Source organism: Acinetobacter sp. HA (assembly GCF_000264725.1).
Lineage (GTDB): Bacteria > Pseudomonadota > Gammaproteobacteria > Pseudomonadales > Moraxellaceae > Acinetobacter > Acinetobacter schindleri.
In genome coordinates this window covers 17541-33641 of sequence record NZ_AJXD01000034.1, presented here as the reverse complement: position 1 = coordinate 33641, position 16101 = coordinate 17541, and the positions used below count along the sequence as shown (strand labels likewise).

At 44.1% G+C, this 16101-nt stretch carries 12 protein-coding genes, 1 rRNA gene and 1 pseudogene; 9 read left to right on the top strand and 5 right to left on the bottom strand.

Annotation, left to right across the window (positions count from 1 at the left end; translation table 11 throughout):
• Positions 1-141: ribosomal RNA gene (locus tag HADU_RS07850) — 16S ribosomal RNA — on the bottom strand; the annotation flags it as partial.
• 542 nt (positions 142-683) lie between these two features.
• On the opposite strand from HADU_RS07850, the gene HADU_RS07845 reads away from it, so the two are divergent.
• The 6 genes from HADU_RS07845 to HADU_RS07820 all read left to right on the top strand — a co-directional run bounded on the left by HADU_RS07845 (position 684) and on the right by HADU_RS07820 (position 5236).
• Complete coding sequence (locus HADU_RS07845) at positions 684-1571, top strand: VacJ family lipoprotein (RefSeq protein WP_008305072.1); 888 nt, start codon at positions 684-686, stop codon at positions 1569-1571.
• 102 nt (positions 1572-1673) lie between these two features.
• Entirely contained in the window at positions 1674-2642 is a 969-nt protein-coding gene (gigA, locus tag HADU_RS07840) for an RsbU family protein phosphatase GigA (RefSeq protein ID WP_004889859.1), read from the top strand.
• A 112-nt stretch (positions 2643-2754) separates the two neighbouring features.
• Positions 2755-3273 (top strand): anti-anti-sigma factor GigB, encoded by a 519-nt coding sequence (gene gigB, locus HADU_RS07835; protein ID WP_004812973.1) that lies wholly within the window; start codon positions 2755-2757, stop codon positions 3271-3273.
• A 24-nt stretch (positions 3274-3297) separates the two neighbouring features.
• A complete protein-coding gene (locus HADU_RS07830; protein ID WP_004889862.1) occupies positions 3298-4122 on the top strand; it encodes a carbon-nitrogen hydrolase family protein in 825 nt (274 codons plus the stop codon).
• Between the two features lie 102 nt (positions 4123-4224).
• Complete coding sequence (locus HADU_RS07825) at positions 4225-4650, top strand: organic hydroperoxide resistance protein (protein ID WP_004889864.1); 426 nt, start codon at positions 4225-4227, stop codon at positions 4648-4650.
• Between the two features lie 193 nt (positions 4651-4843).
• Positions 4844-5236 (top strand): DUF4951 domain-containing protein, encoded by a 393-nt coding sequence (locus HADU_RS07820; protein ID WP_008305062.1) that lies wholly within the window; start codon positions 4844-4846, stop codon positions 5234-5236.
• A gap of 46 nt (positions 5237-5282) precedes the next feature.
• Here the strand turns inward: HADU_RS07820 and gspE are convergent, their stop codons facing one another.
• On the bottom strand, positions 5283-6776 hold the full coding sequence (gspE, locus tag HADU_RS07815) for a type II secretion system ATPase GspE (RefSeq protein ID WP_004812979.1): 1494 nt from the start codon (positions 6774-6776) through the stop codon (positions 5283-5285).
• 103 nt (positions 6777-6879) lie between these two features.
• Between gspE and HADU_RS07810 the strand changes: the two genes are divergently transcribed.
• On the top strand, positions 6880-7701 hold the full coding sequence (locus tag HADU_RS07810) for a hypothetical protein (RefSeq protein ID WP_004812982.1): 822 nt from the start codon (positions 6880-6882) through the stop codon (positions 7699-7701).
• 9 nt (positions 7702-7710) lie between these two features.
• Positions 7711-8634: a mechanosensitive ion channel family protein gene (locus tag HADU_RS07805; RefSeq protein WP_004812984.1), complete on the top strand. Its 924-nt coding sequence runs from the start codon at positions 7711-7713 to the stop codon at positions 8632-8634.
• A gap of 137 nt (positions 8635-8771) precedes the next feature.
• Here the strand turns inward: HADU_RS07805 and HADU_RS07800 are convergent, their stop codons facing one another.
• Positions 8772-11474 carry a DUF2339 domain-containing protein gene (locus tag HADU_RS07800; RefSeq protein ID WP_008305061.1) on the bottom strand — a complete coding sequence of 901 codons (2703 nt, stop codon included), beginning with the start codon at positions 11472-11474 and terminating at the stop codon, positions 8772-8774.
• A 161-nt stretch (positions 11475-11635) separates the two neighbouring features.
• Between HADU_RS07800 and polA the strand changes: the two are divergent.
• Positions 11636-14393 (top strand): annotated as a pseudogene (polA, locus tag HADU_RS07795) (DNA polymerase I).
• A 273-nt stretch (positions 14394-14666) separates the two neighbouring features.
• On the opposite strand, the gene HADU_RS07790 reads toward polA, so the two are convergent.
• The gene (locus HADU_RS07790) at positions 14667-15236 is read right to left on the bottom strand and encodes a YggT family protein (protein WP_004889875.1); all 570 of its coding nucleotides are present in this window, start codon (positions 15234-15236) and stop codon (positions 14667-14669) included.
• 33 nt (positions 15237-15269) lie between these two features.
• Positions 15270-16100 carry a pyrroline-5-carboxylate reductase gene (proC, locus tag HADU_RS07785; RefSeq protein WP_004889878.1) on the bottom strand — a complete coding sequence of 277 codons (831 nt, stop codon included), beginning with the start codon at positions 16098-16100 and terminating at the stop codon, positions 15270-15272.
• Between the last annotated feature and the right edge of the window lies 1 nt (position 16101).

Genomic DNA, 16101 nt, shown 5'->3' with positions numbered 1-16101 from the left:
CCCCACTAATAGGCAGATTCCTAAGCATTACTCACCCGTCCGCCGCTAGGTCAGTTACCGAAGCAACCTTCCCCGCTCGACTTGCATGTGTTAAGCCTGCCGCCAGCGTTCAATCTGAGCCATGATCAAACTCTTCAGTTTAAAATCAATAGTGCTTTATTCAAAACACCAAATCTGGCTCATCAATTTTCTGACATTCATTTCTCAAATAAACTTCGAGTAATTTCTACCATCAATCAATGAAAATAATTTCGATCAATCAACCAGTAAAAATCCACACAAGTTGTTCTTCATAATCTCTTAATGATCTTCTTGCTACTTCGTCAGCAGCAAGCTAGGTCGGCTATATTACTCTCTATCTCTAGAAAGTCAACCAGTAAATCAGATTATTTTTAAACTTATCAAATAAAACCTAACTCAACCAATCTTAACTAAGTTACTGTTTTATCAGAAGTTTTAATCTTCATCACCGCCGATGGATGTGCATTCTACAGTATTTCAGAGGCCTTGCAACACCTTTTTTAAAAAAATCTCTCCACATGTGTATTTTTTAATCTTTTCGTGTGTTTTCCTTCATTTTTTATACAAATTTGCTTAAATGATGTTTATTCCTGAATATAACGTTTATTATTTTCATATTAATAAGTAGTGCTACTTACCCGGAAAAGGCCTCAGGTTACCTTATGCATCGTTCTATTTACTTAACTCTATGTTTATTTTCTTTAGCCTCAACCGCACAGGTTTTTGCTGAGGTGACTACCGATGTGGAAAATCTAGAAAATGAGCCTGAAAAAACGCCCCTTAGAACAAAAATTTCCAATAAGGCGCAACAATTACAGACACAATTGAAGGTCGATGCCAGAGCAGCACAGGCTGAAGAAGTTAAAGATCCCTTTCAGCCACTAAATAGAAAGATCTATCAATTTAACGATGTGATTGACCGCAACGTGTTACGACCTGTAGCCGTACAATATGTGGAAAAGGTTCCGAAAGATGTTCGCGGCAGCTATACTCAGTTCCGCAATAACCTGGGTGAACCCTGGAATGTAGTCAACCAGTTAATTCAAGGTCGTCCTGCACGGGCTGCCAAGTCCCTAGGCCGCTTTACCATTAATACGCTAACGACTCTAGGTTTGGCAGATCCTGCCCGTCGCTTGGGCTTGAGTCATGAAGATGAAAGGCTGGGAATTACTTTAGGTTATTATGGAGTGCCTTCTGGCCCTTATATCATGCTGCCACTTTTAGGTCCAAGCTCTGTCCGCGGGGTAATTGGTAGCGCTGTAGATAGCCAGGCTCGTCCACAAAAATATATTCTTGATGATAATGACGGACTTTACTGGAGTGACCAGTCTTTGCGTGTTATCGACACTCGTTCTGAAATACTGGACGTTGAAGGGGTATTGACTGGTGATCGTTATGCACAGATTCGTGACATTTATCTGCAACGTACCAGTTATGCAATTGCTGAAAAAAAAGGCTTAGAGTCGGAAAGTCTATTCACTGATATAGATGATGAATTTGAAGATGAGTTTGATGAAGATCAGAGCGATTCGACACAACCAACCTTTTAAGTCAATAATTTCAGCAAGATTATCGGTGAAAAAGATTCGCCGGTAATCAATAGCTTGTTATAGTACATCTAATAAACAAATTTGGGATTAGTTCATTTCCTTATGTATTTTATTCAGCCGACTCGTGATGTTCCTTATCTTGATCAAGTCCTTGACACGCTTCCAGACGTGCAGATGATTGGTCTTGAAGATCATGAGTTGTATGATCAGACTATTCTTGCAATTTCCGATGTGCATGATTATCTGAAATACCAATGGAATTTTCCTACCATTGTCTTGGCTTTGGAAAATGAAGGAGCTGAACTATCTCAAGCCTGGGAACAAGGCGCTCTTGCCGGGTGGATCTGGAACAAACTTCCAGCTCAGCCTCTCCTCGCTTTACAAAAAATTGATGCGCAATATAAAAGAAACCAGGATAGTCGCGACTTACCTTCCGCAGCAGAGTTACAACAAAGATTGCTTCCCAACCCGATTGAGCTTTTCAACTATCAGGTAGAAACATATTTTCAGCCTTCCGCTTATCTTTCTGGTGATTGGTACGATTACTGGAAAATTAGCGATAAAGAAGTGATGTTCTATCTGGCTGATGTGTCTGGACATGGTGTCACCAGTAGTTTACTTACCTCATGGATGGCAGCTTTTCATGGCCGTTCCAAATCGCCACGTGAACTGATCAAAAAGCTGAATGGCATGCTGGTTCAGGAAAATATTGAAAAGCATATCACCATGATTGCCGGGGTTTTAAACCTTGAAACTCATGTGGTGCGCTGGTCCAGTGCCGGGCATTATCCACCGCCTATTATTTTTGAACCCAATCAGGCACCCAAAATTTTATCGACCAGTAGTTTTCCACTCGGGCTGACCGAAGAACTGGAAGTAGATGAACAGGAATTCGTCCTGAAACGTCATGCCCGATTCATTTTATGTTCGGATGGTGCCCTGGAACCCTTTGATGGCGGTTTGAATGAACAGTTTGCACAGCTGGTCTATCACTTGCAAAATCAATCTTTTCAAGCGCCGGAGCATGTGGCAGACGATATTGCCTTCCTTAGCTTCATACGTATGAATTAGTAATATAATTATTGCTTTAATAGATACTTAAATTAACTCAGACCTTCAGCTACTTGAGTATCAAACTACCCTATGGGATAATTTAATATCCTTCTCTGCAAATGGCATTTATATGTCAACAGGTCATGTTGAATATGCAAGTTTGAATGGAACGCATATTTTTAAGCTTATTGGCGAAGTGCGTGCACAATCTTGCATAAGTCTAGACAAGTTACTGAACAAAATTGAACAGCAAGATAATGTCGTTGGTGCGATCGTTGATTTAACTGAAACCAGTTTTATTGACAGTACTGTACTCGGTGTTCTTGCGAAACTGGGTTTGAAGCTGAAACAAGTGCATCATATCCAGGCTGTCATGCTCTCTACCAATTCAGATATTACAACCCTGGCCAATAGTATGGGTCTGGGACAGGTATTTGTGATCCTGAACTATTGTGGAGATTCGCATGTCTGCACCCGTGCCCTGATCGAAGAGCATGTAACGCATCGTAATATGCTCACTACGGTCCTGGATGCGCATAAGACATTGATGAAACTCAATGAAAGCAACAAAAATATGTTCGAACCTTTGGTTAAACAGCTGCAAAAAGAACAGGATAATCTCGATAAGGTGTCCGAACCCAATATTTAATCTTAATTTTCCAGGAAGGAAACGATGACTTTACTCTCTGTTGTACAAATGAATTCTCAGAATGAAATTGAAGACAATTTCAGAACGATAGAATCCTTGATTCAGCAGAGTAAAGCCGCTGGTGCTGAACTGATCGTCTTTCCTGAAAATTTTGTCTGCTTTGCTGCCGGAAAACAACGCGAAACTGCGGCGCAGTTTGAAGACATTCAGCAACGCCTCGAAAAACTGGCACATCAATATCAGATCTGGATTATTGCTGGCACCCTGCCTTGTCCGTATCGCCCGGATGGTTTAGTCATTGAAGATGGTCGTGTCCGTACGGTAAGCCTGTGCATTAGCCCGGAACGTACTGAAGCACGTTATGACAAGATTCATTTATTCGATGTGCAAGTGGGTGATGCTGTCGGTGGCTATCAGGAGTCCAAATTCTTTGAACCAGGTACAGATGTCGTGGTTGCGAAAACCCCATTTGGCAATATTGGCTTGATGGTGTGTTATGACCTGCGTTTCCCTGAATTGGCACTGACTTTACGTCAACAAGGCGCCAATATTCTGACTGCCCCTTCTGCTTTTACCTATACCACGGGTCAAATGCATTGGCAGTTACTTCTACAAGCACGTGCCATGGATACTCAGTGTGCTGTGCTTGGCGCTGCACAACAGGGCTGGCATGGAGAAAAACGTCAGACTTGGGGACATACTGCAGCCACCAATAGCCGCGGTCAGGTACTGAATATGGTACATGCGGAAGGTGCTCAGCTGATCACGGTAGATTTTGATTTAAATGAACAGCATAAAGTCCGTGAGTCCATGCCATTGATGCAACATCGAAAATTGATCCAGTTTTAAAGTTTGCGATTTTCCTGCATAAAATAACAAAATCCCTGCTTATTCCTGTTTAAAAATCATCGAGCATAGAAACTCCATGAAAAAATAACAGGGATTCATATCATGTCATTAGAAAAAACTGTCTATACCGCCCATGCCAAAGCAACAGGTGGCCGCGATGGTCGGGTTACTACGGATGATCAACTGCTGGATATACAACTCGCAGTACCAAAGGAAATGGGTGGTCCAGGCGGTGGTACCAATCCTGAACAGCTCTTTGCCGCTGGCTATTCAGCCTGTTTTTTAGGGGCTATGAAATTTGTGGCTAATCGAGACAAACTGAATATGAGTAAAGAGGCTTATATTGAAGGTGAGGTAGGGATTGGTCCGATCCCAACTGGCTTTGGTATTGAAGTTACCCTAAATGTTCATCTGGAAGGTATGGATCAGGACGAAGCTCAAAAGCTGGTGGATGCCGCGCACATTGTCTGCCCGTATTCTAATGCTACTCGTAATAATATTGATGTCACGTTAAATGTGATTACTTAAGGTTCAGTAGACGCTATCCTGAAAAATCTGTTTTTCAGGATAGTCTTGATCCAGTATAAAAATTCAATTCTTAGCCGGCTAATCTTCTACTTTTTATACACCAGTTTGTATTTTCCTATTTCAAAAAGATAACAATTAGACAGATAGTTATATATAATGATTCTTATTTGCATCTATTGTTGGTTTTATTTTAATGTTAAAACCTCTTCTCCTCAGCACACTGTTTTTAAGTATCTCTATCTCGTCTTTTGCAGATGTGCAAGTTTCTGAAAAAATTCGCCCTCAAGTCAAATCCCTGGTGAATCCAGATATTGATCGACTCGCTATTCCTCCTACACCGCATAACATGAGCCTGCCTGAATTTAGTCAAGGTGTAATTGGCTGGGGCACAGGTCCCCAAGATGCAGAAACACGTTTGAATCATGTGAGTAAAGCTGATGTTGAAAAGATGAAACAGGCGGGTTTAACTGTAGAAATAGCGAAAACCTGGCAAAATTTTTATAAAAATGAGACTCAACGCAATGCCGGCAATCCAACCGCTCCATTGCGCGCCCAACTCATGAAGAAAATTATCGACTTGTGGTAATCTATAAAAAAGCAGCCCAACTGGCTACTTTTTAACAGTTCTATCATTAAGCTAATTCTGCTGCTTCATTGGTGACCCGCAGTACTTCCTCTACCGTCGTCTTACCTGCCAGCACTTTACGTAAGCCATCATCACGAATAGAACCAGATTGTTGACGTGCGTAACTTTCTAACTCGTATTCTGGTGCATTACCATGAATCAGACGGCGCATATGATCATCCACCGGGACAATTTCATAGATCGCAGTTCGACCAGTGAAGCCTGTATGTGAGCAGCGTTCACAACCTTTTGGCTGTGGTAATTCTAATTGTGTCCCATTATGGACATGGGCAAATAGACCTTGTTCAAATTCATCTGCTACATGCCAGGTCGCACAATGTGAACAGAGAGTACGTACCAAACGCTGAGCAACCACCCCAATCAGCGAACTGGATAATAAGAAAGGTTCAATCCCCATATCTTTAAGACGGGTTACTGCACCAATTGCAGTATTGGTATGCAGGGTTGATAAAACCAGGTGACCTGTTAAAGAAGCCTGTACTGCTATTTCTGCTGTCTCCAGGTCACGAATCTCACCCACCATGACGACATCGGGATCCTGACGCAGCATCGCTTTTAAAGCACGGGCAAAGGTCATATCCACTTTAGTATTTACCTGCGTCTGCCCAATACCTTCCAATTGATACTCGACCGGATCTTCCGCGGTCAGGATATTCTTGGAACCATCATTCAGATCGGAAAGTGCTGCATACAGTGTCGTCGTTTTACCCGAACCAGTTGGGCCAGTGACTAGAATAATCCCATGTGGACGATGTACCAAAGTCTTAAGGCGATCGTAATCATTATTCATTAGACCCAAATGGGTCATGTTCAGGCGACCGGCCTGTTTGTCCAATAGACGCATTACCACGCGCTCACCATACGAAGATGGCAAGGTAGAAACACGGACATCGACTTCACGCCCTGCTAGGCGCAACGAAATACGACCGTCTTGGGGAATACGCTTTTCCGCAATATCCAGCTTGGCCATGACTTTAATCCGCGAGACTAACAGCGGTGCCAGTTCACGGCGTGGCTGTACAATTTCGCGTAACTGACCATCAACCCGCAAGCGGACTGAAAGTTTCTTCTCAAAGGATTCAATATGAATATCGGAAGCACCCACACGGATTGCTTCTGAAAGTAAGGCATTGATCAGGCGGACAATCGGCGCATCATCTTCCTGATCCATTAAATCTTCAGCTTCAGGGACAGAATCGGCCAGACTAAGCAAATCTGGATGGTCTTCCAGACCAGCTGCGACTTGTTGTGATTCGCCACTGTCTCCAGCGAAACTGCTACTGAGTAATTGGCTAAATTCGTGATCATTGCAGAGCTGATACTGGGCAGGATGGCCTAAAAAACGGCGTGCTTCCTGCAATGCAAGCATCGAGGTATTATCACGACGGACGATAAAGACCTGATCCCCTTCATAACGCAACAACACCCCATGGCGTTTGGCAAAACTATAAGGGATTTGTAATTGTTTCAGTACTTGCATCGTAGAATTATAATAATAGTGAAAAAATTTAAATTGAGTGTACTCTAAGCACATGACAGCGTGAAGTATGTTTAGAAAGATTTAGTACGAAAGGACAGCCGCATTGCCACACGATCAAGTTGATTTTTCCTCTGCTCAGCCCTCTATTCATTGGTGGGGGGAACAGAATTTTGAAATAAATGAGTCCAAAGCCTGGCAATTTGGTTCGCTGCTGTTCCGTCTGACACGTGGCTTGCAGGAATGGCGTCTGGAGTATTACCGCCCTGTGGTACAGTTTGACTATGAGCAGAAATGGCACCAGATCGAAGATCCCCATTTTGCCTTTCCCCAGCCAGTGAAAATTGAACGCTATATGTTCAAGTCCACCAAAAGTAAACTGCGACTCATGCCTCGTCTGGCAGATCGTTCTGTAGTGATCAAACCCGTCGATCCCATTTATATTCCTGCCGGGCAACGCGGAACCTTATATATCAGTACGCCACTGTGGATTGCCGGCTTTGTCGATGGACAGCGAGATCCAATTTTTGATGTCCCGGTAATTCTACCCAAAGATACCTGGTTTGGCCCGAATCATCGTTCTGGGGAAATTTGTTATGCCACAGCAGTCGATGGTCGTACTGAGCTAAAACAGCTGACGCCGCGTGCATTTCGTGCTGTAACCCCAATTGAATTCCACAATACCAGTAATCAGCAACTGCGCTTTGACCGTATGAATGTACCCGTGCCCGCCCTACCACTGTTTTTCAGTGCCAGTACGGGACGTCTTTGGACCTCGCAAATTAAAGTCCTGCATGAAGGTCTGGATCGTCCACCTCGAATTCGGATTGAAAACCGTACCCCACCCCATGCCGGTGAAGTGGACTATCTGCATCCGCCACGTGACCCTGCAGGCAACCTGTTCAATATGTTTGATTCATTCTTTTAAGGACGGCTAATGGCAAACTCAAGTATTTCTGCTGAAGTCACCAATAGCCTGAAAGGCGTATTTACCAGTATCAATACTGATCGGCTGACAGAAATTGCTGTCGCAATCGTACTGTGTTTTATTGGCTTTTTAATTGCACGTTTTTTCTCGAATGCCTTTATCCGGACGATTGGTCTACGCTTTAATGCCCATCAGCAAATGGTCTGGCGTCGTGGGATTTTTTACTTCATTTTCCTGCTGTTTGTCATGGCCAGCTTAAAGGAAGCTGGCTTTAAGCTCAGTGTCTTCTTAGGTGCAGCAGGTATTTTGACAGTTGCACTGGGTTTCGCATCTCAGACCTCAGCATCTAACCTGATCAGCGGTATGTTCCTGATTGGTGAAGGTTCTTTTGAAGTTGGTGATACCATTCAGATTACCCTGATTCGTGGGCATACCATTGAAGGTGAAGTCATTTCGATTGACCTGCTCTCAGTCAAATTATTAACCCAGGATAATATCTATGTCCGGTTGCCGAATGAGCAACTGATCCGTGCCCCGGTACACAACCTGTCCAAATTTCCGATCCGGCGAATTCCGATCACATTGGCGATTAATTTCCATGAAGACATTATCAAGGTTCGTGAAGTGCTGCTAGATGTAGCAAACAAATATCCTATGGTGCTTGCTGATCCAAAACCAGCTGTGACAGTAACTGCTTTCCGGGAATCATCCATTGAATTACTGTTTGCAGTCTGGTGCCAAGGTGAAAACTTTTTAAAAGTTCGTGATGAAATGCAGGAACGCATTCGTAATGGTTTCCTGGAAAATCATATTGAGATTCCTGTACCAAAAATGGGCTTTGTAGATCATCCGCTTGCGCGTCCGCTAGAAAATGAAGATGTTGATCAATATGCCAATGAGAAGGAATTGAAGAGGGAGCCGGATTTAAAATAACTTTTTTCTAAATTCCTCCTAACTTCCCTTTACAAAGGAAGGAACTATCATCAAAAGCCGCTCTTTTCCTTGCACATTGCTTAAAGCTTGCAGGGTTTGGGAGATTAAATTAACGCTCAAATGTAGTTAATTTAGATTCAAACCCTCTTCTCCCCATCCGGCATTGGTGCAATATAAGCAATCAACAACATCACTCCACCTGCCAGCAAGAAGGACAATACTCGAGTTAAGGTCCCGATATGAGACAGATCAAACAGCACCAGTTTTAAGGTTACAATCACCAGAATACTACCACCCAGAATCCACATCGGTTTCAGGGCTTTCAATGCCGCAATCCACATCGTTGCAAAAGCCAATAGCACCCATAAAATGGTCAAGCTCAACTGGACTGTGGCATTACTCCACACTTCCAAACTGTTCAACGGCGTTCCTAAATACATATGCAAGGCACGCAATACAATATAGCTGGATAGCCAAAGTAAACTCAGTACCATGAGTACTGCCATCATTCCTTTATCTCGCCCTGCCCTAATCTGTTGCAGCAACATCCAGATAAAGCTGATCAACATGGCAATACTCACCAGATCAAAAGGATTTAGCATAGGAAGCAAATAGAACTTAAAGGCCTGCTGACTGAGCAGCTGTGAACACAACAACCAGGCTGCCATCAGAATCAAGGTACTGTTGCTTTGCCACAGCATCGGCCAAGCAGAATCCGCAGATTGTTTATAAGACCAGAAACACAGACCTAATGGCAAAATCACCATACTGATATAGGGCATACTCGGAATCAAACATAGGCTTGCCAGAGTCAGACTCACTAGAGCTCCCAAACTCACCCATTCTTTTGAAAGCAACAAGCCTGAGGCTGGTCGCAGCCATTGCCAGGCTAACAATAAGGTTGATAATCCAAAGATACTCCGGGCAAATGGACTCTCCCAAATCAGTACACCATTTTCACTTTGATCAATTGCCAGAACCACACCAGCAAAAACCAATAGCGTTAAGCCACACCATTTTGGCACCAGCCAGCTCCAGTCCTGATTTTTTCTGAAGATAATTTCATTAATAACAGCAAAAATCAGTGCAACTGTAGCCAGACTATAAATATGGGCATCTGGCGAACTGAACTCATCTTCCAATAAGGCAAACAGCATCAGGCTGGCTGAGAAACTGAGTAAGCTTAAGAAACCAGTACTCAGCCCATCTAGTTGCTGGATATAACGCTCTTTGAACTGGCTAATCAAGACTACAGCCAGATAACAGCCACTTAGTATCCAGAAAATGTGTCGCGGTGTTGGATTCAACTCAACCAGATAATACAGACTGCTCAGCCCAGCCATGATCAGTAAGCCCATACTCAAATATTGCCCAACTTTGAGATTCTTTTCCAAAGCCCAGAAATAAATTAATACGCCTTCTACGGCCCAGCCCACTACGCTCCATTCACTTTCCAGCAAAATTGGTGGAATCAGGGCAATAAAAATCAGCATCAGACTGAGATAGCTATTGGCAATGATATTCAGGGTATGACTGCGCCGCGATCCTAACCAGCAAACTGCGAATACTAGGGTATAAATCAGGCTCAGTCCTGCCTGCCATGTACGTTCATTAAAATGAATCAAATACAGGAAAATATAGGCTGTAATTGGCGCGGCAAAAATCAGGGCAATGTCCAGAATCGGTTTGAGCTGGAACCTGCTCAGGTCATCTTTAGCGAGTAACTGACTAAAACGAAATCCCAGCCAGATAAACACGGCACTATGTGCCAGAATCAGGCCAGTCATGCTATAGCGTTCAGAAGTGTAGCCATGAATCAGCGCATAGATTCCCCCAACAATCGCAGTGACCAGAAAGGCAATCTGATTCAGCGTCTTCCAGGGTTTTAAGCTGGTCAGCGTTGCCACTCCGATATTAATGACCAGATAATAAGCAATCAGCTCTACAGCGGTGGCATCCCGTACGGGCAAAGTAAATGGTGCAATATAGGCAATTAACAGCGCCATCACCGTCAATTCAAAACTATTCTGCTTAAAACTGAGATATAGCGTCATGGCCATAATCAGCACAAATAGCACTGATGCCATCAACAGACCAGGAATGACCAGATTGTAATAGGCAAAGAATAAGGTCAGAAACAGCGCACTTAATCCCAGACCCTCAAGTGCCAGCGCAAAACTGCGGTTTTTCTCGATCAACCAATAGCCCAGCCCAGCAACAGCCATACTTGCCAAAGCAATCAGCCCCAATTTCATCGACAGACTGATTTGCCAATGCTCCGTTGCAAAGCGTAGTAACAGGACAATCCCGATAACCAGAATCCCGATTGCAGCCTTAAGCACCGGATTGCCTTGAAAAATCCAGCGCTGGATCTGATCGATTAAACCCGGTGAAGCATGATTACCTTGAGCCGGCTGCTGAAAGGCTGGCAGTGGAACTGGCTGAGAATTTAGAGTGTCCTGACTTGGCACCGAGTGAATACGATGCTGCAACTGTTGCAATGACAGCTCTATTCGTTGCAACCATCGGAACAGGAAGAAAATCCAGGCCGTGACGCCCAGCCCCATCAACCATTTCAGGTCGATGACACCTCCCACAATGGCAATCAGGGAAGAAATATATAATGGAACTTTGGAATAACCAGAAATAGACAACTGATGTTCAGCAGTGATCTCTTCAAGTGGCTGCTGCACTGCATTGACATACTGCATTACACTCATCAGAAAACCGAGCCCACATAAATAGCTGACAATCTCGTAATCCAGATACCAGGCACTCAAGCCTACAATCACCAGGCTGATCAGCCACATCATGCGTAATTCATTTTGCCCTGTTGTCATTCTTATATTTTCCAGTCCCATACCACTCCATCATACAACATGCTGCTGCCGGTTATTTCATCTTCGGTCATTATTCGCTAAGCTGTTGCCACAGACTTGCTCAGCGGGCACGCTAAAAATCACGTACAATAACGCTATTATTTGAATAAGGAATTGAATACATGCCACCATTTGTCTTGGTCGATGGCTCTTACTTTTTATTTCGTGCCTTTCACGCACTGCCACCGTTAACCACGTCAACCGGTTTACACACCAATGCAATTCGTGGTGCAATTTCTGCCATTCAAAAACTGATGCGCCGTGTCCAGCCTACACATATGGCGGTGATTTTCGATACCCCCTGAACCCACTTTTCGTCATGAACTGTCACCCATCTACAAGGGTGACCGCCCAAGCATGCCGAGCGAGCTTGCCGAGCAAATTCCCTACCTGCACGCATTAATCAAAGCCTTAGGAATTCCACTACATGCCCTGCCAGGCGCAGAAGCCGATGATATTATCGGCACACTGGCAAAACGTGCTGAAGCCATGGGTCATCAAGTACTGATCTCTACGGGCGATAAAGATATGGCCCAGCTGGTGACCGAAAAAGTAACCCTGGAAGACAGCTTTAAAGAAAAGCCACTCGATGTAAATGGTGTATTTGAAAAGTTTGGGGTCTGGCCAAATCAGATTATCGATTACCTGACCCTCATGGGCGATGCCTCAGACGGTATTATGGGCGTACCTGGCGTCGGTGCCAAAACCGCAGCCAAATTATTGAATGAATATGGCTCAATTGGTGGCATTCTGGAAAATGTCGACAAGATCAAAGGCAAAGTCGGACAAAATATCAAAGACAATGTTGAAGGCATTACGCTGGATCATCAGCTGGCCAGTATTGTGATCGATTTGGATTTGAGCTTTGGTTATGATGATTTAAAACTTGCTGAGCCAAATGTTGCCAAACTACGCGAACTCTATACCGAGCTTGAATTCCGTAACCAACTGCAATCTCTGGATCATCCAAACAATCCAAACAATAGCAATTACAAGCAGGCAGCTCAGTCGATTACAACCAAACCTGTAGCGCCAATAGAAGAAGATCATGCGTCATTGACCAGCAGCGATGATCAACTGGGACAGGCGACTTATCACACCGTGCTGAATCAGGCAGATTGGGATGCTTTATTTAATCGTTTAAATACTGCCCAACGTTTTGCTTTTGATACTGAAACGACTAGTCTGGATTATCGTATTGCTCAAATCGTGGGCTTCTCAGTGGCTTTTGATGCAGAGGATGCCTATTACGTACCGCTGGCACATGACTATGAGAATGCGCCTGAACAGTTAAATCGTGAAACCATCCTTGCGCAAATCAAACCCATTCTGGAAGACGACAATATTCAGAAAATTGGCCATCACCTGAAATATGATGCACATGTCCTAGAAAATCATGGAATCCAACTGGCAGGCTGGTACTTCGATACCATGCTGGCGTCTTATGTGCTGAACTCAGTGGCAACCCGTCACGGCATGGATGACGTAGCACGTCTTTATTTAAGCCACCTGACCACAACCTTTGAACAGATTGCCGGTAAAGGTGCGAAACAGAAAACCTTTAATCAGATTGAGATCGAAACTGCAGCACACTATGCCGCAGAAGACGCCCATGTCACTTATCGTCTGTATGAAGTGCTGCATGAAAAACTGAAAGTGCATCCAGAGCTGCTCAACATTCTGCTCAATATTGAAATGCCGGTTGCACGTGTATTGACCAGCATGGAAGAAAATGGCATTCAGCTAGATCTGGCTTTCCTGGATCAGTTGGGCTGTGACTTTGCGGAGACCATGAAAAATCTGGAACAGCAGATTGAAGAAATGGCGGGCGAATCCTTTAATGTCAGCTCACCGAAACAGGTTGGTGAAATCCTGTTTGATAAGCTGGGGCTAAAAGGTGGCAAGAAAACCACAACAGGTCAGTACAGCACCAGCGAAAGCATTCTGGAAAAGCTTGAGCATCCAATTGCCGAGTTGATCCTGAACTACCGTGGTCTGTCCAAGCTGAAAAGTACTTATACTGATGGGCTCTGTAAACAGGCCAATAATGATACTCATCGTGTACATACCAGCTATCATCAGGCACTGACTGCAACCGGTCGTTTATCCTCAACCGACCCAAACCTGCAGAATATTCCAATTCGTGAAGAAATTGGCCGTCAGATCCGTAAAGCTTTTGTTGCACCAGAAGGTCGTATTTTACTTGCAGCCGATTATTCCCAAATTGAATTACGTCTGATGGCACATTTGTCTCAGGATGATGCACTGGTGGATGCTTTTATTCACGGTCAGGACGTCCATCGTCGTACCGCGGCAGAAGTCCTCGGTATTGCCCTGGAAGATGTGACCAATGATCAACGTCGCCAAGCCAAAGCAGTAAACTTCGGTCTGCTTTACGGCATGTCCGAGTTTGGCTTGACTCGTCAGCTGGGTTTCACCCGCCAGGAATCACAGGAATACATCAAGCAATATTTCCACCGCTATCCGGGTATTTATGAATATATGCAGCGTACCCGTCAGGTTGCGCTGGAACAGGGCTTCGTGGAAACCATTCTTGGCCGCCGTTTGTATACCCCAGATATTGATGCGCGCAATATGATGATACGTAAAGCTGCTGAACGTGCTGCAATCAATGCACCATTACAAGGTTCAGCTGCCGATATCATCAAGATGGCAATGATTGAAGTCGACAAAATGTTGCCAAAAGACCAGGCCAAAATGCTGTTGCAAGTCCACGATGAATTGGTATTTGAAGTTGATGAAGCGATTGCTGACGAACTGGCATCTAAGCTGGCTGAAGTAATGCAGTCTGTAGTGCAGATCTCTGTGCCTTTACTGGTAGAAGTAGGCAAAGGCAAGAATTGGGATGAGGCGCACTAACGTGCTTTGAACCCCTCTTTCAGAGGAGTTTCAGGAGATTTATATTAGCCCTCTCCCCCAGGGAGAGGGAGTTACACCTAATTTTGATTACCATGAATAGTCTTATTAATTCCTTCTTCTCTTTTTAAGATAAAGAATACTATTACTTCTCAGAGATGAATTTCCAAGAAGTTACCTCTCCTCTCAGGAGAAGGTAGGAAGAGGTAAAACCTCTTTTGAAATTTATAATAAATAAAAAAGGACGCCTAAGCGTCCTTTTTATATTCTTAAATCTTAGAAACCAGTCAACAACACCATGGCCACTTCACGCATGATCAGATCAACCACCATCAGTGCCAGAATCGCCAGAATTGGAGACAGGTCGATCATCCCGATATTCGGCATGATACGACGGAATGGTGCCAATAATGGCTCTGCCAGTTCCTGAACCACTTCAATATAAGGTGAACGGGATTGAGTAAACATCACTACCCAGCTCAAGATGATGGTCGCGAAAATCAGATAACGACAGAAACGGATCAGGTCCTGAATCATGGTCACAAAAGTCAGTATTAACAAATGAATTGGACCATTTGGCATACCACCAGACAGGTACATCATGCCAAATATTTTCAGCAAATACAGCACCACCAATAATGCCAGCGCGGCAGTATTTACCCGCCCCTTTGCCAAGGTTGGCAGAATACGACTAAATACATCTACAATCTTGGTGGCCTTTACAGTCGAAAGTACCACTGGATTATAAGGACTTACCGAAGCCAGCTGCATTAAGAAGCGGAAAAATACGAGCAAAATTGCGACGTTAATGATAATGCCAAAAATTAGCGCAGAATTTGCACCCATACCTGAAGGTTCCTAAATATTAAATTTGAAAATTTACTTACTGCTGTCGCTAAGCTCTTGAGCGAGCTCCTGACTGCGTTTTGCAGCAGCAGCCAGAGCTGCCTGAATGTTTTGAGAAATCTGGGCCTGATCAAAGACTTCAAGTGCAGCCTGAGTCGTACCATTCGGTGAAGTCACATTTTTACGTAATTCAGCTGGTGTATTTGCACTGGTAATTGCCATTTGCGCTGCACCTAATGCAGTTTGCAAGGTCAATGCAGTTGCAACTTTCTCATCTAGCCCCAGGTTCACACCTGCACGGATCATGCTTTCCATCATATAGAAGAAATAAGCCGGACCTGAGCCAGAAACCGCCGTTACAGCATCAATTTGCGCTTCAGAGTTTACCCAAATTGTCAGGCCAGTTGAAGCTAAAACCTGACTCGCCAGCTCACGGTCTGCTGTACTCATGTCTGCATTGGCGAATAAACCATGCGCGCCAGTCTGTACTAATGCTGGTGTATTTGGCATCACACGAACAATACGATCGGTACCAAGTAAGCTAGACAAAGTCGCAATTTCAGCACCTGCTACAATGGAAATAACCAATTTACCGTCCAACAAACCTTGCAGCGGTTTAAGCACATCCGCTAGCACCTGTGGCTTCACCGCAAATACCACAATATCGGCATGTTTGATTGCAGCAATATTATCATCAGTAACATTCACTTCTTTTTCAGCAAGCAGTAGACGCACTTTTTCGACTGGATCAGAAACTGTAATACGGGTTGCCGGCAAACCACGTGCAATCAAGCCACCAATTAAGGCTTGAGCCATGTTACCACCACCAATGAAACTGATATTACAATTTAAAGCTGCACTCATT